The organism is Arthrobacter sp. 10T44, from assembly GCF_056393885.1.
Genome location: NZ_JBFTGT010000003.1, coordinates 208,673 through 222,711 on the forward strand (window position 1 = coordinate 208,673; position 14,039 = coordinate 222,711).

General features: G+C 67.3%; 16 protein-coding genes. 11 read left to right on the plus strand and 5 right to left on the minus strand.

Going from position 1 to position 14,039, the window contains the following annotated elements:
• Positions 1-11: 11 nt before the first annotated feature.
• Complete coding sequence (locus AC1DBL_RS07515) at positions 12-986, minus strand: aldo/keto reductase (RefSeq protein WP_441418348.1); 975 nt, start codon at positions 984-986, stop codon at positions 12-14.
• 74 nt (positions 987-1,060) lie between these two features.
• The gene (locus tag AC1DBL_RS07520) at positions 1,061-1,501 is read right to left on the minus strand and encodes a DUF2177 family protein (protein ID WP_476925801.1); all 441 of its coding nucleotides are present in this window, start codon (positions 1,499-1,501) and stop codon (positions 1,061-1,063) included.
• A 157-nt stretch (positions 1,502-1,658) separates the two neighbouring features.
• Here AC1DBL_RS07520 and AC1DBL_RS07525 point away from each other — a divergent pair, with 157 nt between their 5' ends.
• Together AC1DBL_RS07525 and AC1DBL_RS07530 are read left to right on the plus strand one after the other, a co-directional pair.
• Positions 1,659-2,525, plus strand: a complete 867-nt coding sequence (locus AC1DBL_RS07525; protein ID WP_441418350.1) for a DUF1295 domain-containing protein — start codon at positions 1,659-1,661, stop codon at positions 2,523-2,525.
• A 123-nt stretch (positions 2,526-2,648) separates the two neighbouring features.
• Entirely contained in the window at positions 2,649-3,521 is an 873-nt protein-coding gene (locus AC1DBL_RS07530) for a pullulanase X25 domain-containing protein (protein ID WP_476893086.1), read from the plus strand.
• 419 nt (positions 3,522-3,940) lie between these two features.
• Here AC1DBL_RS07530 and AC1DBL_RS07535 read toward each other — a convergent pair whose 3' ends face one another.
• Positions 3,941-5,176, minus strand: coding sequence for a mechanosensitive ion channel family protein (locus AC1DBL_RS07535; protein WP_476925802.1), 1,236 nt, complete (start codon positions 5,174-5,176; stop codon positions 3,941-3,943).
• 255 nt (positions 5,177-5,431) lie between these two features.
• Between AC1DBL_RS07535 and AC1DBL_RS07540 the strand changes: the two genes are divergently transcribed.
• Genes AC1DBL_RS07540 through AC1DBL_RS07550 form a run of 3 tightly spaced genes read left to right on the plus strand, consistent with a single transcriptional unit; the run spans position 5,432 to position 6,837 of the window.
• Positions 5,432-5,632, plus strand: coding sequence for a hypothetical protein (locus AC1DBL_RS07540; protein WP_476917377.1), 201 nt, complete (start codon positions 5,432-5,434; stop codon positions 5,630-5,632).
• 25 nt (positions 5,633-5,657) lie between these two features.
• Positions 5,658-6,107: a hypothetical protein gene (locus tag AC1DBL_RS07545; RefSeq protein WP_476925803.1), complete on the plus strand. Its 450-nt coding sequence runs from the start codon at positions 5,658-5,660 to the stop codon at positions 6,105-6,107.
• Between the two features lie 25 nt (positions 6,108-6,132).
• Positions 6,133-6,837: a hypothetical protein gene (locus AC1DBL_RS07550; protein WP_476925804.1), complete on the plus strand. Its 705-nt coding sequence runs from the start codon at positions 6,133-6,135 to the stop codon at positions 6,835-6,837.
• A 47-nt stretch (positions 6,838-6,884) separates the two neighbouring features.
• Here AC1DBL_RS07550 and AC1DBL_RS07555 read toward each other — a convergent pair whose 3' ends face one another.
• The gene (locus AC1DBL_RS07555) at positions 6,885-7,151 is read right to left on the minus strand and encodes a YegP family protein (RefSeq protein WP_476925805.1); all 267 of its coding nucleotides are present in this window, start codon (positions 7,149-7,151) and stop codon (positions 6,885-6,887) included.
• Positions 7,152-7,307: 156 nt separating this feature from the next.
• Here AC1DBL_RS07555 and AC1DBL_RS07560 point away from each other — a divergent pair, with 156 nt between their 5' ends.
• The gene (locus AC1DBL_RS07560) at positions 7,308-7,625 is read left to right on the plus strand and encodes an acylphosphatase (RefSeq protein WP_441418357.1); all 318 of its coding nucleotides are present in this window, start codon (positions 7,308-7,310) and stop codon (positions 7,623-7,625) included.
• A 27-nt stretch (positions 7,626-7,652) separates the two neighbouring features.
• On the opposite strand, the gene AC1DBL_RS07565 is transcribed toward AC1DBL_RS07560, so the two are convergent.
• Positions 7,653-9,365 (minus strand): RecQ family ATP-dependent DNA helicase, encoded by a 1,713-nt coding sequence (locus AC1DBL_RS07565; RefSeq protein ID WP_476925806.1) that lies wholly within the window; start codon positions 9,363-9,365, stop codon positions 7,653-7,655.
• Positions 9,366-9,521: 156 nt separating this feature from the next.
• On the opposite strand from AC1DBL_RS07565, the gene AC1DBL_RS07570 reads away from it, so the two are divergent.
• From AC1DBL_RS07570 to AC1DBL_RS07590, 5 genes are all read left to right on the plus strand, one after another.
• Positions 9,522-9,857, plus strand: coding sequence for a cupin domain-containing protein (locus tag AC1DBL_RS07570; protein WP_441418359.1), 336 nt, complete (start codon positions 9,522-9,524; stop codon positions 9,855-9,857).
• A gap of 42 nt (positions 9,858-9,899) precedes the next feature.
• Positions 9,900-11,171, plus strand: a complete 1,272-nt coding sequence (locus AC1DBL_RS07575) for an alpha-hydroxy acid oxidase (RefSeq protein WP_476925807.1) — start codon at positions 9,900-9,902, stop codon at positions 11,169-11,171.
• An 81-nt stretch (positions 11,172-11,252) separates the two neighbouring features.
• Entirely contained in the window at positions 11,253-12,155 is a 903-nt protein-coding gene (locus tag AC1DBL_RS07580) for an ABC transporter substrate-binding protein (RefSeq protein WP_476893083.1), read from the plus strand.
• Between the two features lie 6 nt (positions 12,156-12,161).
• On the plus strand, positions 12,162-13,250 hold the full coding sequence (locus tag AC1DBL_RS07585) for an amino acid ABC transporter permease (RefSeq protein ID WP_476925808.1): 1,089 nt from the start codon (positions 12,162-12,164) through the stop codon (positions 13,248-13,250).
• Positions 13,247-14,014 (plus strand): amino acid ABC transporter ATP-binding protein, encoded by a 768-nt coding sequence (locus AC1DBL_RS07590; RefSeq protein ID WP_476909160.1) that lies wholly within the window; start codon positions 13,247-13,249, stop codon positions 14,012-14,014. Before AC1DBL_RS07585 ends, AC1DBL_RS07590 begins: the two co-directional genes overlap by 4 nt.
• Positions 14,015-14,039 lie beyond the last annotated feature (25 nt).

Here is a 14,039-nt window from a genome sequence, read left to right on the forward strand (position 1 = left end):
GCGTTGTGGTTTTAGACGTCGATGCTGTCCATGTGCGGGTAGCGCGCGCCGGCGGCGACGCCGGCCGGAGCCAGCTCATCGAGCCGGGCGAGGTCGTTCTCGGAGAGTTCGACGTCGACGGCACCCAGGTTCTCCCGCAGCCGTTCGCGCTTCTTCGTCCCGGGGATCGGCACGATGTGCTCGCCCTGCGCCAGCAGCCACGCGAGGGCCAGCTGCGCCGGGGTGCAGCCCTTCTCCGTGGCGAGTTCCGTCACCCGGTCCACAAGCTCGAGGTTGCGGGTGAAGTTCTCGCCCTGGAAACGCGGCGAGTGGCGGCGGAAATCGTCCTCAGCGAAGTCTTCCTCGCTGCGCAGTTGGCCGGTGAGGAAGCCGCGGCCCAGCGGGCTGTAGGGGACGAAGCCGATGCCGAGTTCGGCGAGGACCGGGAAGATCTTGGTCTCCGGCTCGCGCTCCCACAAAGAGTATTCGGTCTGCAGCGCGGTAATAGGGTGCACGGCGTGGGCGCGGCGGACGGTGTCGGCGCTGGCTTCGGAGAGGCCCAGGTGCTTGACCTTGCCGGCCTGGACCAGCTCGGCCATGGCGCCGACGGTTTCCTCGATCGGCACGGTCTTGTCCACCCGGTGCTGGTAGTACAGGTCGATGTGGTCGACACCGAGGCGCTGCAGGCTCGCGTCGCACGCGGCCCGGACGTATTCGGGCGTGCCGTTGATGCGGACCCACGAACCGTCTTCGCGGCGTTCGTTGCCGAACTTGGTGGCGAGGACGACGTCGTCGCGGCGGCCGGCGATCGCGCTGCCTACCAGCTTTTCATTGGTGAACGGGCCGTACATGTCCGCGGTGTCCAGCAGCGTTCCGCCCGCGTCGAGGAAGGCATGGATGGTGGCGACGGACTCCTTTTCGTCGCCTTGGCCGTAAAACTCGCTCATGCCCATGCAGCCGAGCCCAAGGGCGGAGACGGTGAGTGAGCCGAGGGTGCGTGATTCCATGGAGATCTCCTGAACCAGAGGGGAGTGCCGCAGATCAGCCCCGAGCGAGCGGGGGCGGCGGCGATCAACCCACTCTAGCCAGCTTGTTTGCCGTGGGCAACGGGTTTGCCCAGCCGCAGCAGCAGGGCAGTGAGAGCGGTGACGGCCGCACACACCGCAGCTCCCCAAACGATGTCGGTCAATGCCACCACGGCGGGGAAGTCTTTGAGGACCGCGAACGCGGTCAGGGCCCAGGTTGCGTAGGTGAAGAAACCGAACAGCGCCGCCCCGGCCGCCCGGCTCCGCAGTGTGGCATTGGGATCGTTGGGACGGATGCCGTAGTGCACTATGCCCACGACGTAGACGACGTAGAACAGCACCGCGCCCAGGACGTTGAAGCTGGCGGGGAGCAGGTGCCCGATCTGGCTGCGGTATTGGTTGTTCGCCACGGTGCCGATCCAGAGGGCGTCGATGCCGGCAAAGATGACGGCGGCAACTGCGTAAGCGAGCAGCCACTTCTTGGTGGGACCGGTCATGGTGGCTCCTCTTGTCGGCAAGGTGCTGGCGTTCCCCGAAGTATAGGCGGCGGCCAGTCAGGGCTCCGATTCTCCAGTATTGAACAATACTGATGGTGGCGGGGTTCCCCGCCCCGGAGCGCCAGCGCTTGGCGACGCCTGTGAAAGGAACATCCTGATGAAAGACTCGGACCGCAAAGCCCTCGCCAGCATTCCCGGGGTTGTCGTGATTGGGGCGCTGCTGGCGGTTGCCGGCAGCCAGGGTGGCGCCGTGGCCGGCGGGATTCCCGTTTTCGCGCTGGCCGTCGGGGCCGCTTTCCTGATCCAGTGGCTGGCGTTCATTCCGGCGTTCCTGGCGCAGACGGAAAAGTTTTTCGACCTGACCGGGTCGCTGAGCTACATCGCCGTCACGCTGCTGCTCGTCCTGCTCACTCCGGGCATCGACGCGCGGGGATTGTTGCTCGCGGGTTTGGTGCTTGTCTGGGCGGTCCGGCTGGGTACGTTCCTGTTCCGTCGGATCAGCCGGGCCGGCAAGGATGACCGTTTTGACGACATCAAGCCCTCCTTTGTCCGCTTCCTCAGTGTCTGGACCATGCAGGGCATTTGGGTGGCGTTCACCGCCGCTGCCGCGTGGGTGGCCATGACATCCGCGAACCGGGTAGCGCTGGATGGCTTCGCCGTAGCCGGCCTCCTGGTGTGGGTGGCGGGCTTCGGCTGCGAGGTTTTGGCGGACTCCCAGAAGTCCCGGTTCAGTGCGGACCCCGCCAACAAGGGCAAGTTCATCTCGACAGGTTTGTGGGCGAAGTCCCGGCACCCGAACTACTTTGGCGAAATCCTGCTCTGGGTCGGCGTCGCGATCATTGCCTTGCCCACACTGCAAGGTTGGCAGTGGGTTGCCCTCATCTCACCGGTGTTCGTGGCTCTGTTGATCACCAAGGTCAGCGGCGTACCGCATCTCGAAAAGAAAGCCGACACCAAGTGGGGCGGCCAGGCCGACTACGAGGCGTACAAGAAGAACACCCCGGTGCTGATCCCCCGGATCTAGCCGCACAGCCGCACTCCGGTCCGTCATAGTGGGTCACGACACCCAGAGTTAACCCGGTCCGGTCGCGGAACCTGCCGAACCTTGGCAAAATGCAGGTGGATCAATTGCTTCTAAAGGAGACCCATGGGCGCGAACGCTGCGGAAAACACGAACCTTCGGCTTAAGGCTGTGCTGGACGTCCTGGCCGAGGGGGTCTGGTCAGGCGAAAAACTGAACGCCGGCGTCGTGCTGGGCGAGGCCATCGCCCGGGTGCCGCTCAATGACCATGAGCGCGAACTGCTCAGCGGCGGCATTCCCCGCGGCCACAAGGCCCTCACCACCGCGACGGCCAAGCTGGTCAAGGCCGGCTGGCTGGTCAAGGGCCGCTCCGGCTGGACCATCACCGAGGACGGCCAGCGCGCTACGGTCGCCTTCGCCGACCCCGCCGCCTTCACTGCAGCGCTCGACGCCGGTACTCCGGTCCCGGCCGACACCCCGCTGCCGTCCGCCCCGGCCGGGAAAGCCGCCGGCAAGCCGGCTCCCAAGACAGCCCCGAAGGCCGTCCAGGTGGCGGAAAAGGTCGCCGAAAAGGTGGCCGACACAGCTGCCAAGCTGGTCGAAGAGGCCGTGGCTCCGGTGGCGAAGGCCGTCCGGAAGCGTAAGGCGGCGTCCGAGGCGTCCGCCGAAGCCGCCCCTGCAGCAGGCGTGGAGGCCATCGAGCAACCAGAGGCGGTTGCCGTTGCCGGCGATTTCACCGTCCTGCTGGGTGCGCCTGCCAACTGGGCCCCGCAGTACGACGAGGTCCAGATGCAGCTGGACGAGGTGGACCAACTCTGGAAGCTCGCCGCGGAACTGCCGCCCGGCTCCTACAGCTTCAAGATCGCGATCAACCGGTCCTGGGACGAGAACTACGGCGCCTTCGGCCACTTCGACGGCGCCAACCACGAGGTGCACCACCGCGGCGGCCTGCTGGTCATCCAGTACGACCACCGGACCCACGACATCGTCATCGACTAGGCGACCGGCGAGGAGTCAGTCCCGACCCTCTACAAACAACGCGGGGTCACTTACGGCCCATCCTGGCTATCGGGATGGGCCGTAAGTGACCCCGCGTTGCTTAAAACCGCGGTTCAGAACCTGGTGGGGTCGGGCCGCGGCGGCACAGGCGACGGCGGCGGGACCGGCCCAGGATCCGGGATCGGCAGCGGGCCCGGCGTCGGCGTGGGTCCCGGCGTCGGACTTGGCCCGGGCGCCGGCATGGGCGACGGCGGGGTCGGCCCCGGATCCGGCGGGAACGGATCGCCGGGCTGCGGCTCGGGCGACGTCGGCCCCGGTTCCGGCGGGAACGGGGACGGCTCGGGCGCTGGGGGAATGGTCATGGCTCCGATTATCGACCTGCATCAGCCGCGAGGGAAGACTGGCCCGGCAGGGCGGGCCTAGTTCTGCGCCGCGATCGACTTGTCGCGGTCCTCGAACACATCCTCGCCCGGGCCGGAGAACGCACGGGAACGCTGCACGGCCTCGATGGAACCGGTGAACAGCTGTGAATCGTGCGGATCGGAGGGCAACCGCGAGGCGGTGTCGTCCGCCGCGGAGAGCTTGCCCGGACGGCGGGGCGCGGGCGGCGTCGAGGCGCCGGCGGCCGGCATGGACTCGAGCCGGACGTGCGGCAGCGCCGACGGGTGTTCCTGCTGCAGGAAGAGCACCAGCTCTTCGCGGATCAGGCAGCGCAGGTCAAAGAGCGAGGCGCTGTCCCCGGCGCTGACCAGGATGCGAACCCGGACAAAGCCAGCCGTCGCGTCCGTGATCTGCAGGATGCCCACGCGCTTGTCCCAGAGTTCGGTCGAGGCGAGGACCTTCTTTAGCTCCGCCCGCATGGCCTCCACCGGGGCACGCCAGTCGAGGTCGAACTCCACGGTGCCCATGACCTCGGACTGGCGCCGCGTCCAGTTCTCGAACGGGGTGGTGGTGAAGTACGTGGAGGGCAGGATCAGCCGGCGGTCGTCCCAGATGTGGACCACCACGTAGGTCAGGGTGATCTCCTCGATCCGGCCCCACTCCTTCTGGACCACCACGACGTCGTCCACCCGGATCGCGTCCGTGAAGGCGAGCTGGATGCCGGCGAAGACGTTGACCAGTGAGGTCTGCGCCGCGAGACCGGCCACAATCGAGATCACGCCGGCAGAGGCCAGCAGCCCCGCGCCGAGGGCCTGGATCGCGGGGAAGGTCAGCATGATGCTGCCCAGCGCCACGACCGCGATCAGCGCGACGCCGATCCGGCGGGCCAGTATCACCTGGGTCCGGAGCCGCCGGGCACGCCGGTTGTCCGCCACGTCCACCCGGTACCGCGTGAGGACCATGGTTTCGATGATGAGCAGCACGGCGATCGCCAGCCAGGCGACGGAGGCGATCAGCGCGATCGCCAGGGCGTGGTCCACGTTGCGGCGCCAGTCGGCGTCGTGGGTGGTCAGAGCCAGCGCGATCCGCACCCCGATCAGGCAGAGCGCGAAGCGCAGCGGCAGCCGTGCCATCCGGGAGGTTTCCCGGAGGGCCTCCTGCTTGCGGTTGAGCCGGAGGATGACACGGCGCACCAGCCAGGAGGCGGTCAGCCCGGCGGCCACGGCCAGGGCCACGGCGAGGAAGGGCATGGCAGAGCTCAGAAAGTCTTGCATCCTTCAAGGTCTAGCAAGCTTCGCTGATCAACTGAAATCGGTGGAATGTCAACGTGGGTCTAGTCACCCCAACGCTCCCGCGCCGCATCCGCGCCCCACCGGAGACAATTCGGGACCTAAGCCCCTAGGATCCGCGGTGCAAAGCCCCAGAATAGTGCCACCACTTGCATCTCTGGGGGAGGGTGACATGAGCCATAGGATCTCATTCGGCACATTCGGTTCCGCCGCGGTCTGCGCGGCGGTTTTGTTGTCTGGGTGCGGGTCGCCGGCGGCGGCGCCAGCCAGCAGTGCGCCGGCCAGCATGTCGCCAGGCACGACGTCGGCCTCCGCTACCGCGAGCGCCTCGCCGACGGCGGAATCACCGTCTCCCTCGAGCAGTTCCGCACCCAGCTCCACGACGACGGCCCCGGCGGGCTGGAAGTCGTACACGACGCCGGACGGGACCCTGACGTTTGACTACCCGGCGACCTGGTCGGTCAAAGTGACCGGCAGTGCTGCCGCGCTGGTGAGTGACTACGGCAAAACCATGGCGACGCTGCGGACCCAGGCGGGACCGACACCGGCGTGCAGCACCAAGTCGCAGTTCATGGCCTACGACTCCGCGCCGATCCCGGCCCTCACCCAGTCCGGAGTGACCCCAAGGTTCGCCTATGAGGCACGGGTCGATTCCGCCGCGGCCGATCCAAGTAAGGCGCAGACCTACGCGTACGGCATCACCTCCGCGCCGAAGCCCACCGGAACCGAGGCCTGCCCGTTCGCGCAGTCCTTTACCTGGCCGCCGAACACGGCGTCCTTTGGCGGCGTCTATGACCCGTTCGACACCACGCCCGGCAAGCCCATGCATGTGGACACGCCGGAGGTGTACAAGGACACCGCCGAGTACAAGATCATCCGGCAAGCCCTGCTCTCCCTGCGACCGGCGGGGAAGTAGTCCGCCGGTGGCACGTGCTCGGCAAATGGCGGGCGCCGCGCTTGCGCTGGCCGTACTGCTCGCCGGCTGCGCAGCCCCGGTAACACCGACGGAGAGCACGGCAGCCACCACTACGACGGCGCCCGGCTCACCGACGGCAGCAACGGCAACGCCGCCGGAGACAACGCCGTCGAACTGGCAGACCTTCACAACCTCGGACGGCCTGTCCTTCGACTACCCGCCCGGCTGGACCGCCCGGGATCCCGGCGGTGACCTCGGTGGAGCCTTCGTGGATGTCACCAACGCGGCTGGGAAACCGATGGCCCAGCTGCGCACCAACATCGTCACCGGCGCGGAGTGCACCGTGCAGTACCCGTACCAGGTCTACGATTCACAACCGCTCCAGGCCCTGGTGGAACCGGGCAGCGCGGACCGGGGCGTTCCACGCTATGTCTTCGAATCCCGCGGTGACGGCACCGGACCGGGCCCGAGCCCGAACACCACGGCCGCCTACGGGATCACCATGATGCCGGAGGAAACCGGGCCGCTCGCCTGCCCCATGTTCCATCTCTTCCTGTGGCCGCCGAGTGGGGCGTTGTTCGGCGCCACCTACAACCCGGCGAACAACCTCACCCCCGGCCCGTCGTCCTTGCCGTATCTGGAGAAGGCGAAGCGCTACGCCGGCACGGAGGAATACCAATCAATCCGGAAGATGATTACGTCCCTGCGGCCGGCGAAGGCGACGGGGTAGCCGCACCCAGGTAGCCGCACCCAGGCGCGGCGCCCACATCCCAAAATTTACACGGCGGGGAAGTGCCGTCGCTGGCGGCTGTGGGGGCGGGCCGGCGTGCTGCTCTTGGTCCAGGTGGTGCCGCCCCAGGGAGTTGAATGGGTCTCCCGGATCAGTCCGGTGCCGGCGCACTCGCGGACTGCCATGATGCCGTCCGCCGCGGAACGCTTGTCCTCGAAGGCTTTTGAGACAGCGAGCACTGTGCCGTCCGCCCCCAGCAGCCGGAACCGGACGTTCGATTCTGCGTCGGTGAAGATTTCGAATTGTCCTGCCATTGTCTTTTCCTTTCAGGCGTTCCGGCAGGCGTCGCGGGGTGTCCGCTGAGTGCGCTGTGCCGGAGGTCTTCTTCCACCCTCCTTGGCCCGGGACAGGGCTGAAAGGGGCAAAGGTCCCGGATGTGGGCAGCGCCGGACCGGGACTACATTGGAGGCATGGCTGATTTTGCTGGTGGATCCGGGGCTGCGGACGCGGGTGCCGCCGTGCGTCTGACGGCCCGGGTGCAGGGCATGGTGCAGGCGGTCGGCTTCCGGTACTGGACAGTGCGCAAGGCCGAGGAACTCGCCCTGCGCGGCACCGTGCGGAACAACGACGACGGCACGGTCGGCGTCGTCGTCGAGGGCCCGCAGGCGGTGGTGCTGCAGTTCCGGGCCTGGCTGCGCTCGCCGGAGGCGCCTGGACGGGTGGACCACGTGGACGAGCGGATCTCTCCGGCCACCGGAGCCTTCAGCAACTTCCGGGTGCTCTACTGAGCGCGGGTCACACCCAAGGTGCGGGCATCAGGGCAGCGGCCTCAGCAACCCGCTCGCCAGCACCGCTCGCCGGGACAGGGTCTTGTAGCCCTCCCGCTCAAACAGCACCGTGATCAGCCCGTCGTCGTGGCCCATCACCAGGCCCGGACCCCAGAGGGCATGCTCTACGGCCGCGTTCAGCGGGAACTCTTCCGCGCCGGCCATGGACGAACCGGCCGTGGCAGCGCCGTCGCCGTGCGTCCTTCCTGCCGAACCGTCGCCGCAGTTGTCACAGTTCCCGCACGGGGCTGGGAAGTCCTCGCCGAAGTAGCCCAGCAGGAACTGGCGCCGGCAGCGGTGCGTCTCCGCGTAGCCGCGCATCATGGCGATGCGGGACTTGTCGACTCGTTCGCGCGCCGCGGCGAGGTCGACGGCGCGTTCCACCAGCGCCGCGGGATCGGCGCCCGGCGCCAGGCCCACCCCGTCGGACGCCATTGTCACCCCGCCGGTGTCCTGCAGCTGGTTCAGCAGCCCAGTGAGCCGGCGCGGCGGGAACCCCGCGGCCGCCGCGAGGACCTGCGGCGGCACCGGGCCTTCGGCGTCGCGCAGGACGTCGAGGACGGCCAACAGGGCCTCCTGGTCCGGACGGTGGGTGGCGAAGTAGCGGCGCAGGCCCAGGTCCTCGGAACGGTAGTGCAGCGCCGCGACGGCGGGCCGGCCGTCCCGTCCGGCGCGGCCGAACTGCTGGTAGTAACTGTCCAGCGACTCGGGAATGTCCGCGTGCAGCACGAACCGGACGTCCGGCTTGTCGATCCCCATCCCGAACGCGGTCGTCGCCACCACCACGTCGAGGTCCCCGGCCAGGAACTGCCGGTGCACCTCGTCCCGTTCCGCCGCGCTCCGGCCCGCGTGGTAGGCCGCGGCGCGCAGGCCCTTCTGCGCCAGCTTCGCGGCGTACTTCTCGGTGTCCTTGCGCTTGGCCGCGTAGACCAGGCCAGGGCCCTGAAGCTCGCGGACCAACTCTGCCGCCTGCCGCACCACGGCACGGCGCTTCTCCTTGTCCTCGTGGTGCCGGATGACGTCCAGGCTGATGTTGGGCCGGTCGAAGCCGCGGACCAGCACCAGCGGATCCGTCATCCGCAGGCGGTCCAGGATCTCCTCCCGGACCGGGGGAGCGGCGGTGGCAGTGAGGGCCGCCGTCGTCGGGTTGCCCAGGCGCTCGCGGACCTCGCCCAGGCCGAGGTAATCGGGCCGGAAATCGTGACCCCAGGTGGACACGCAGTGGGCCTCGTCCACCACGAACAGGGCAATGTTCAGGCCCGCGAGCCGCTCCACCGTGCTGGTCTTCGCCAGCTGCTCCGGGGCGAGGAAGAGGAACGCGGCCTCGCCGTGCTCCACGGCCTGCCAGGTGCTCTCCTGCTCCGCGGCGCTGTGCGAGGAATTAACGGCGACGGCGTGGTCCGGGCCAAGCACGGCCGCCAGGCCGGCCAGCTGGTCCTCCTGGAGGGAGATCAGCGGGGAGACGACGACGGTGGGCCGCTTGAGCTGCCGGTGCAGGAGCAGCGCCGGGACCTGGTAGATGGCCGACTTCCCGTACCCGGTGGGCATCACCGCGAGGACATCCCGGCCGGCGGCGAGCGCGTGCATGCCTTCGAGCTGTCCCTCGCGGAGCCGGGGGAGACCGAAACTGGCGGCGGCGAGCGTGCGGAGGGCGCCGTCGTCGGGTGCTTCGCGGACCGGGCCGGCGGTGGCCTCGCTCATTCGACGCTCCCTTGCGACGGTGCGGACTTTGGCGGCCCGCAATGCAGGCCGTTGGGTTCAGGGTAGGCGCAGCCGGGAGATAGAAGAAACGCTTCGGCTGACGGTCGGGACAAATGGCCCTCGGCAGGGACCTCAGCGGTGGGTAGGGTGACCCGCATGCAGAAGATATCGATCGAGGCCCTTGCCCGCCAGCAGGTTACGGCGGCGCTCGCGGCGCCCAGCGGCCGGGCCGCAGACACCGCTTACGGCGGCCACGAGAAGGTCCTCCGGCAGACCGTGATGGCGTTCAAGGCCGGGACGCAGCTGAGCGAGCACCAGAACCCGGGGGAGGCGACCGTCTACGTGATCCGCGGCTGCGTCCGGCTGCAGGCCGGCGAGGAATCCTGGCAGGGGAAGGCCGGCGACCTGCTGATTGTGCCCGACGGGCTGCACAGCCTGATGGCGGAAGAGGACTCGGCGATCCTGATGACGGTGGCGAAGACCAAGGGCTGAGTACTGACCAGAACGCGCACCCACCCAGTTGAAAGGCCCTCCTTGAAAGTCAGCGAAGCCAGGCAGCTCATCCAGGTCAAGGCGCCCATCTTGTCGCGCCGGCGCCGGGTGCTGGCCAACGCCTTCAACGTTGAGGAGTACCGGAAGGCGGCACGGAAAGTGCTGCCCACCGGGATCTTCGACTACCTCGACGGCGGGTCCGAGGACGAAGTGACGCTGCGCCGCAACCGTGCCGTCTTCGATGCCTGGGCCTTGATGCCCAGCTGGGGCCCGGTATCCGGACCCGACACGACCACCACCCTGCTGGGGAAAGAAAGCGCCCTGCCGCTCACCCTGACCCCGACCGGAGCCACCCGGCTGTTCCATCCCGAGGGCGAAGCGGCCGTCGCCGCGGCTGCAGACCGGGCCGGTATTCCGTACGGGCTGGCAGGGCTGAGCACCGTGGCGATGGAAACGATCGCGGCGCGCCAGCCGAACCTTGACCGCTGGTTCAACTTCGGCCTCACCTCCGATGCCCGGGCGCTCAAAGACAAACTGGCGCGCTGCGAAGCCGCTGGCTTCACCACGCTCATTGTCGGCGTCGACACCCGCGCGCTGGGATCCCGGGAGCGGGATCTGCACAACGGCTTCACCGCGCCTCCCGCGCTGACGCTGTCAACCATCGCAGACATCGCCCGGCGTCCTGCCTGGTGGATCAACTTCCTGAAGTCGGACGGCATCAGTTTCCCCAACCTGGACCCCCGCAGCGCGGCGGCAACCTCCATGATTACGCCCGCCATGTGGCAGGACATCCTGGGCCACTCGGACGCGACCAGCGGATGGAATGAGCTGGAGGCTTTGCGGCAGGCGTGGAGCGGCAAAATCGTCCTGAAGGGCTGCGTCAACCCTGCCGACGTCGCCAAAGCCTCGCGCATTGGCCTGGACGCCGTGCAACTGAGCAACCACGGCGGACGCCAGCTCGACCACATGCTCAGCCCCATGGACGTCCTGCAGGAATCGCGGCAGCGCGTGGGCGGTTCGATCGAGATCTACGTGGACTCCGGCATCCGGCGGGGCAGCGACATCCTCAAGGCACTCGCGCTGGGCGCCGACGCCTGCGCGATCGGCCGGGCCTACCTTTACGGGCTGGTCGCCGCGGGGTCGCCCGGCGTCGGACGGATCATCGAGATCCTCGCGGACGAACTCCGGCGTACGATGACGTTAGTAGGCGTTTCCAGCATTCCCGAGTTGAAAGCCCGGGGTGGAGAAATTCTCCGGGACATTCGTCATTCCGGGGAAATCCTTGAATCGACGGCGTCAGGCGACACGAAGTGATTCACTCTGATCCAGCAGGCACCCAGAGTTCTCCCGCAGCGCCGCGGGAGGCCAATGAATCCCTGAACAGCTAAGGAAACCATGCGTACTCGATACCTTTTTCCCGTTCTCACGATCGCTACCGCGCTCTCCCTCTCAGGCTGTGTCAACAACAGCGAACCCGCGGCCTCCGGCGGAGCGAATGCAAGCTCCGACGCCGTCGACGTGAAAAAGAACGACGCCATTGCTGCGGCCCTGCCGGAGAAAATCAAGAACGCCGGCGTGCTCAATGTCGGCATGGCCAACAATTACCCGCCCAACGAGTTCAAGGACGATAACGGGGCACCCGCAGGCTGGTCCGTGGATCTCACTAACGCGCTGGGAAAAGTGATGGGGTTGAAGGTCAATTTCGACATTGGCACCTTCGATAACATCCTCCCGGCCGTCCGGGCAGGGAAGGACGACATGGGGATGTCCTCCTTTACCGACACCGTGGAACGCGAAAAGCAGGTGGATTTTGTGAACTACTATTCCGCCGGCATTCAGTGGGCCGCGCCGAAGGGCAAGACCGTGGATCCGAAGAACGCCTGCGGGCTCAAGGTCGCCGTCCAGGCCACCACCTACGAGGACACGCACGAGGTGCCGGCCAAGTCGAAGGCCTGCACGGATGCCGGGAAGCCGGCCATCACCATCTTCCGCTACGACGCCCAGGACCAGGCCACGAACGCCCTGGTGGTGGGTCAGGTCGACGCGATGAGCGCCGATTCACCCGTGACGCTGTATGCGATTTCCAAGACCAAGGACAAGCTGCAGACCGCCGGCGACGCGTTCGAGGTGGCACCGTACGGGATCCCGGTGGCGAAGGGCAGCGCTTTCACCCCGGTCCTGCAGAAGGCGCTCCAGTCGCTGATCGACGACGGTTCGTACACCAAGATCCTGGCCAAGTGGGGAGTGGAAGCCGGCGGCATCAAGACGGCGGAACTCAACGTGGCCGCCAAAGGGTGACACCCCATGAGCGAGCGGGAACCCGACCGGATGATTGAGCCGGATCCGGCCAAGGCGCTGCCCGCGGGCGCGGCGCCGGCCGGCGCCGCGCAGCCTGCCGGTAACGCGCAGCGCGCCGGCGTGGGCAGCGGGACGGACGACGCCCCGGCGGAGGCCATCGTCGCGATCCCGCTGCGCCACCCCTGGCGGAACGTGATCGCCGTGCTCCTGCTGTTGGGCCTTGCGGTGTTCGTGCTCGACGCCGCCCAACGCCCTGATTACGGCTGGGCGGATGTGGGCAAGTATATTTTCGACCGCCGGATCAGCCAGGCCGCCTGGGTGACATTATGGCTGACTATTTACGCGATGATCGGTGCGATCGTCATCGGGCTCCTGCTGGCCATCATGCGGCTCTCCCCGAACCCGGTACTGAAGAGCATCGCGTGGCTCTACATCTGGATCTTCCGGGGAACTCCGGTCTACGTCCAGCTGGTTTTCTGGGGCATCGTGTCGCTGATTTATCCGGTGTTCACCCTGGGGATTCCGTTCATGACGCCGTGGGTCACCATCCCGAACGAGGTCTTCACGAACCTGTTCATCACCGCCGTGATCGGCCTGGGCCTGAACGAGGCCTCCTACATGTCTGAGATCGTGCGGGCCGGCCTGCTGTCCGTGGACGAGGGCCAGGCCGAGGCCTCGACGGCGTTGGCCATGTCCTGGGGGCAGACGATGCGGTACGTCGTGGTCCCGCAGGCCATGAAAATCATCATTCCGCCCACGGGGAACGAAGTTATCTCGATGCTCAAGACCACCTCCCTGGTGGCCGCGATCCCGTTGAGCATTGACCTTTACGGCGTCTCCCGCGGCATCTCCGCGGTGACGTTCACTCCGGTGCCGCTGCTGATCGTCGCGTCCCTCTGGTACCTGCTCTTCACTTCGGTGCTGATGGTTGGCCAGCACTTCATCGAAAAGCGGTTCTCGCGCGGAACCGGACGGATGAAGACCAGCAAGGGACCCGCGGAGCCCGGGCCGGCGGCGACGGCGGGACCTGGCGTGCAGCGCGCACCCGGGGCGCCCGGCGCTCCGACCGGTAACGACTTTGGAGGAAAAGGATGACCGGCGCTCCCATGGTCCTTGCGGAAAAGGTTTCCAAGAACTTCGGCACCAACAGAGTGCTGCGCGGGATCAGCCTGGAAGTGGACCGCGGCGAGGTGCTCTGCATTGTGGGCCCCAGCGGCTCAGGCAAGTCGACCTTCCTGCGCTGCATCAACCACCTGGAGCGCGTCGATGGCGGCAGGCTGTCGGTGGAAGGCCAGCTGGTTGGCTACCGTCAAAAGGGCGACAAGCTCTACGAGCTCAAGCTAAGTGAAGCAGCGCACCAACGGCAGGACATCGGAATGGTCTTCCAGAGGTTCAACCTGTTCCCGCATCTCACCGCGTTGGAGAACATCACCCTTGCGCCCATGCGGGTGAAAAAACAGTCCAAGGCAGCGGCCACCGCCAGGGCTATGGAACTGCTGGAGCGTGTGGGGCTGGAGGACAAGGGGGATGCCTATCCGGCGCACCTGTCGGGTGGCCAACAGCAGCGCGTGGCGATCGCCCGTGCCTTGGCCATGGACCCGAAACTGATGCTCTTCGACGAACCGACCAGCGCCCTGGACCCGGAGTTGGTGGGCGAAGTCCTGGACGTGATGAAGGGGCTGGCCAAGAGCGGCATGACCATGATCGTGGTGACCCACGAGATGGGGTTCGCCCGGGAAGTCGCGGACACCCTGGTCTTCATGGATGAGGGTGTGGTGGTGGAGGCCGGACCTCCCCGGCAGCTCCTCAGCAACCCGCAGCATGACCGGACCAAGGCGTTCCTTTCCAAGGTCCTCTGACGTGACACCGGGCTCCGGCCCGGGT